The following is a 4,718-nucleotide window of genomic DNA, read 5'->3' as shown; positions in this document are numbered from 1 at the left end:
GCCCCCCGCACCGCCGCCGCTCCTCGCGCCGCGGCCGCGTCCACCGCCCTGACGGCGCCGGCGGCCGGGCTGGGCAAGGGTGACTCCGGGGCCAAGGTGAAGCAGCTGCAGCAGGGGCTGGTGAAGCTGGGCTACATGACCCAGGCGCAGATGAACTCGGGCGCCGGCTCCTTCGGGCCGCAGACCGAGACGGCGGTGAAGAAGTTCCAGGCGGACCACAAGATCTCCGCCACCGGCTACTACGGGACGCAGACGGCGGCGGCGCTGGCCAAGGCGCTGAGGACGACGACGCCTCCGCCCACCCAGCCCGGGAAGTTCACCAAGCCCGCGGTGGTGAGCGCGCCCTCGCCCAACAGCGACTCGCGCAACGGCGCGGACATCGACGCCATCGTGCTGCACCACACCGGCACCAACAACGGCTCCGGGGACCTGGCGTGGATGCGCAACAAGGACAGCAAGGTGTCCGCGCACTACATGCTGGACCGCGACGGGAAGATCTACCAGCTGGTCGGTGACGACAAGCGCGCGTGGCACGCGGGCAAGGGTGAGCTGCACGGCGTGCCCACGGACGTGAACGCGCGCTCCATCGGCATCGAGATCGTCAACGACGGCAGCGGCAAGACGGCCTTCACGGAGGCGCAGTACAAGTCGCTGACGAAGCTCGTGGGCTACCTGAAGCAGGAGTACGACGTGCCCATGAAGAACATCGTCGGGCACAAGGACGTGGCCGTGCCCAAGGGCCGCAAGGACGACCCGGCGGCCAACTTCGACTGGGCCCGCCTGCGCAAGGGCATTGGCGGCTGAGCAGCGGCCGTCTCGCCACCCTGCCCCACTGGCGGCATGCACACGCGCGCCGGAAGGTGCTAGAAGAGCGCCCCGGTGCTTCGACTCTGGCTCATCCTCTGCCTGGTCCTGCTCGCTCCCATCGGGGGCGGGCTCGCGCATGCCTTCGGGCCGGCGCAGCAGGCGGAGACGTGCCTCACGGGCTGCGCGGATGACGACGCGCAGGGCCAGTGCGCTCCCACCTGCGTGGACTGCACCTGCTGCACGCACGTGAAGCCCCTGGCCGTCGCCGTACCGCTGCCGGGGCTCATGAGTTCTCGGGGACAGGAGCTCCCCATCGTGCTCGAAGCCTCCGAGCCGTCGTCCGCGGACGCGGATGACATCCTGCATCCCCCGATAGTCCCTCTCGTTTAAGGCCCGCGTCCTTCGTCGTTCGCACGCGCCCCGCCACCGGTGTGCCCGGCCACATGCCCGGGCGCATGGATGCGCGCGGCCGCCTTCTTCCGAAGAGGTCTTCCTCCGTGTCCATCCGCCCAGCGACGGCCGCCCTCGGGCTGGCCGCCGCCCTGTTATGGCCGCGCCCCGGTGGCGCGGATCCCTCCCGCATCACGCTCCAGGACGCCTTCACCCTCGCGCGCCAGCACGCCCCTGCCTTGGTGGAGGCCCGGGCCCGCGTGCGCGCCGCCCAGGGCCCCCTGGCGAGCGCCGCGCCGCTCTTGCGTGAGAACCCCCAGCTCGATGTCCAGGTGGGGCCGCGACGGCTCCCCAATGGCGACCACGGTCTGGACGTCGCGGTGGGCCTGTCGCAGCCCTTCGAGTTGGGCGGCAAGCAGGGCCTGCGGCGGGAGGCGGCGCGCGCCGGCCTGTCCATGGAAGAGGCCCGCCTGCGCGACGCGGAGCGGCTCGTCCTGGGAGACGTGGCCGCCGCCTACCTGCGCCTGTTGCAGGCCCGCGAGCGGCGGAAGCTGGTGGCCGCCGTGGAGGAGGCAACGGCGCGCACGGTCCAGGCCACGGAGAAGCGCTACGCGGCCGGTGACGTGCCGGCGGTGGACGTCAACGTGGCCAAGGTCGCGCACGCCCGGGCCCGCTCGGAGGTCCAGGTCGCGTCTGGTGAAGTCGACGCGCTGCGGGCGGAGCTGGAGGGACAGCTGGGCTACCGCGCGGCGGCCCCGGCCTCCTTCGAGGATGATCTGCGGTCGCTGGCCCTGGCGCCTCCACGCGCGCCACCGGACGGAGGTGGAACGCGCCCGGACGTGGTGGCCCTGGAGCAGGAGCAGGCCCGGGCGAAGGCCGCCGCGACGCTGGGCCGGCGGCAGGTGCTGCCGGACGTGACCGTGGGCGCGCGCTACCAGAAGGAGGCGGACGAGACGGTGTTCCTGGGAACGCTGAGCGTCCCCCTGCCCCTCTTCGCCCGGGGACAGGAAGCGCGCCTCGTGAGCGAAGCGGACGCAAGCCGCGCCGAAGGAGAGCTTCGCGCCGCGCGCCTCGTCGTCCCCGCCCGGGTCCAGGCCGCGACCGACCGCTACCGCGCGAGCCGCGACGCGCTCGGCGTCCTGCAGGAGGTGCTGCCGCTCCTGGACGACAACGAGGCGCTGGCGCAGCGCTCCTATGACGCCGGGGAGATGGACCTCGCGGCCTTCCTCCTCGTCCGGCGCGACACGCTGGAGGCGCGGGCCGCGTGGCTCGATGGACTCCTGCGGCTGGCCCTTGCCCGAGTGCAGCTCGAAGTGGAAACCGGAGTCCTGCCATGAAGCCCACCCTGCTGCTGATGATTGCCGTGCTCGTGGGCTTCACCGCCTGCAAGTCCTCCAAGGCGGAACACGACGACGCGCACGACGAACACGGGCACGACGAGGGGGCCGAGGAGAAGCTCCACGTCGAGTCCGGCGACGTCATCCACGTGCACGTCCCCAAGGAGATGCTGCGCGACCTGCGCGTCACCACCGCGAAGGTGGAGGCCCGTCCGGGCGGAGAGAGCGTCACCGCGCTGGGCGAGCTGTCCTTCAGCGAGGACGCGTACGCGGAGGTGACCTCGCCTGTCTCCGCGCGCGTGGCCTCCGTGGCCGTGACGACAGGCCAGGCGGTGAAGCAGGGCCAGCGGCTGGCGGAGCTCCAGAGTCCGGAGCTGGGCCGTGCCCGCGCGGAGCTCCAGGCCTCGCAGGCCCGCGCCACCGCCGCCCGTCAGGCCGCGGACCGCAAGCGCTCGCTCGCGGATGAACGCATCGTCGCGCGCAAGGACGCGCAGGCCGCCGAAGCGGACGCCGCCGCCGCGGAGGCGGACGTGGCCGCCGCGAAGGCCGCGCTCACGTCCCTGGGCGCGGGCGGTGCCGGAGGTGACGGCACGTCCGGCTTCGTGCTCAAGGCGCCCATCGACGGCACCGTCGTGGAGCGCACCGCGCGGCTGGGACAGATGGCGGATCCGTCGCAGGCGCTCTTCCGCATTGGAGACCTGTCGTCGCTGTGGCTCATCGTGCACGCGTTCGAGCGGGACGCCGTGCGCCTGCAACCCGGAGCAGAGGCGCGCGTCACCTTCGCCGCGTTCCCCGGCCAGGAGTTCGCCGCGAAGGTGGGCCACGTGGGCCAGGGCGTGGATCCGCGCAGCCGCACCATCCCCGTGCGCCTGGAGCTGGACAACGCCAAGGGGCTCCTGAGGCCGGGCATGTCCGCGTCGGCGTCCATCCCGCTGGGAGACCCCGGCGCCACGCTCACGGCCGTGCCGGCGGCGGCGCTCCAGCGGCTGGAGAACGGCTGGGTGGTGTTCCTGCCCACGCCGGAGGCCGGCGTCTTCGAGCAGCGCGAGGTCGGCCGGGGCCGCAGCCTGGGCACGCAGGTGGAGGTCCTGAAGGGGCTCGCCGTGGGCGACGAGGTGGTGGTGGAGGGCGCGTTCCTGCTCAAGGCCGAGGTCGAGAAGTCCCAGGGCGGAGGCGACGAGCATGGACACTGATGCCCGCACGACGCTGCCGGGGCGCATCCTGCGCGCGTCGTTCTCCCGGCCGGGGCTGACGGTCGTCATCGTCCTGGCGCTGGCGGCCTTTGGCGCGGTGGCGCTGCGCAACCTGCGCCAGGACGTGTTCCCGGACCTGTCCGCCCCCATCTTCAACGTCATCGTGCAGAACCCGGCCATGGGCGCCGAGGAGCTGGAGACCGCGGTGGCCATCCCCATGGAGGTGGCGCTGGCGGGCCTGCCCCAGGTGCGCCGCATCCGCTCCACGTCGCAGCTGGGCGTCACCCAGGTGACGGTGGAGTTCGAACCGGACGCGGACTACTTCCGCAGCCGCCAGTACGTGGTGGAGCGCGTGGCGCAGGCGGAGGGCGAGCTGCCGCCCGGCACCGACGCGCCGCTCGTGTCCAGCCTCACCGGCCGGCTCAACGAAGTCTTCGAGTTCACGCTGGAGGCCCAGCCCGGCACCGCGGACCTGATGGCGCTGCGCGACCTGGCGGAGTTCGACATCAAGAACCGGCTGCTCGCGGTGCCCGGCGTCGCGGGCGTGGAGCGGCTGGGCGGCTACCTGCGCCAGTTCCAGGTGCTGCTGGATCCGGATCAGCTGGTGGCGCGAGGCATCACCCTGGACGAGGTCCAGCACGGCCTGGAGGGCGCCAGCGTCAACGCGTCCGGCGGCTTCGTCACGCAGGGGCCCATGGAATGGACCGTGCGCGCGCTGGGCCGGGCGGAGACGGTGGAGGACCTGAGCAACACGGTGGTCGCGCTGCGGGACGGCACGCCGGTGCTGCTGGGAGACGTGGCGGACGTGCGCGAGGCCCCCGCGGTGCGCCGGGGCATGGCGCACCGGCTCCAGGGGGAGGTCGTCAGCTGCCGCGTGAGCAAGCAGTTCGGCGCGGACACCGTGCGCGTGGCCGAAGGCGTGCGCGCGGCCATCGAGGAGCTGCGCCGCTCGCTGCCTCCGGGCGTGAGCCTGCGCGTCGTCTACGATCAG

General features: G+C 73.0%; 5 protein-coding genes. All 5 read left to right on the top strand.

Translation table 11 applies throughout. From position 1 onward, the window contains the following. The coding region (locus tag D7X55_RS35950) for an N-acetylmuramoyl-L-alanine amidase (RefSeq protein ID WP_233610270.1) at nucleotides 1-804 on the top strand (804 nt) is incomplete at its 5' end. Between the two features lie 75 nt (nucleotides 805-879). Further along, nucleotides 880-1,197 carry a hypothetical protein gene (locus D7X55_RS35945; protein ID WP_121725393.1) on the top strand — a complete coding sequence of 106 codons (318 nt, stop codon included), beginning with the start codon at nucleotides 880-882 and terminating at the stop codon, nucleotides 1,195-1,197. Between the two features lie 107 nt (nucleotides 1,198-1,304). Beyond that, the gene (locus D7X55_RS35940; protein WP_233610269.1) at nucleotides 1,305-2,534 is read left to right on the top strand and encodes a TolC family protein; all 1,230 of its coding nucleotides are present in this window, start codon (nucleotides 1,305-1,307) and stop codon (nucleotides 2,532-2,534) included. After that, the gene (locus D7X55_RS35935) at nucleotides 2,531-3,727 is read left to right on the top strand and encodes an efflux RND transporter periplasmic adaptor subunit (protein WP_121725392.1); all 1,197 of its coding nucleotides are present in this window, start codon (nucleotides 2,531-2,533) and stop codon (nucleotides 3,725-3,727) included. The genes D7X55_RS35940 and D7X55_RS35935 overlap by 4 nt, the downstream gene beginning before the upstream one ends. After that, the coding region (locus D7X55_RS35930) for an efflux RND transporter permease subunit (RefSeq protein WP_147470347.1) at nucleotides 3,717-4,718 on the top strand (1,002 nt) is incomplete at its 3' end. The genes D7X55_RS35935 and D7X55_RS35930, both read left to right, overlap by 11 nt.

This window comes from Corallococcus sp. AB049A (assembly GCF_003668885.1).
Lineage (GTDB): Bacteria > Myxococcota > Myxococcia > Myxococcales > Myxococcaceae > Corallococcus > Corallococcus interemptor.
This window is presented reverse-complemented; position numbering and strand designations above follow the sequence as displayed.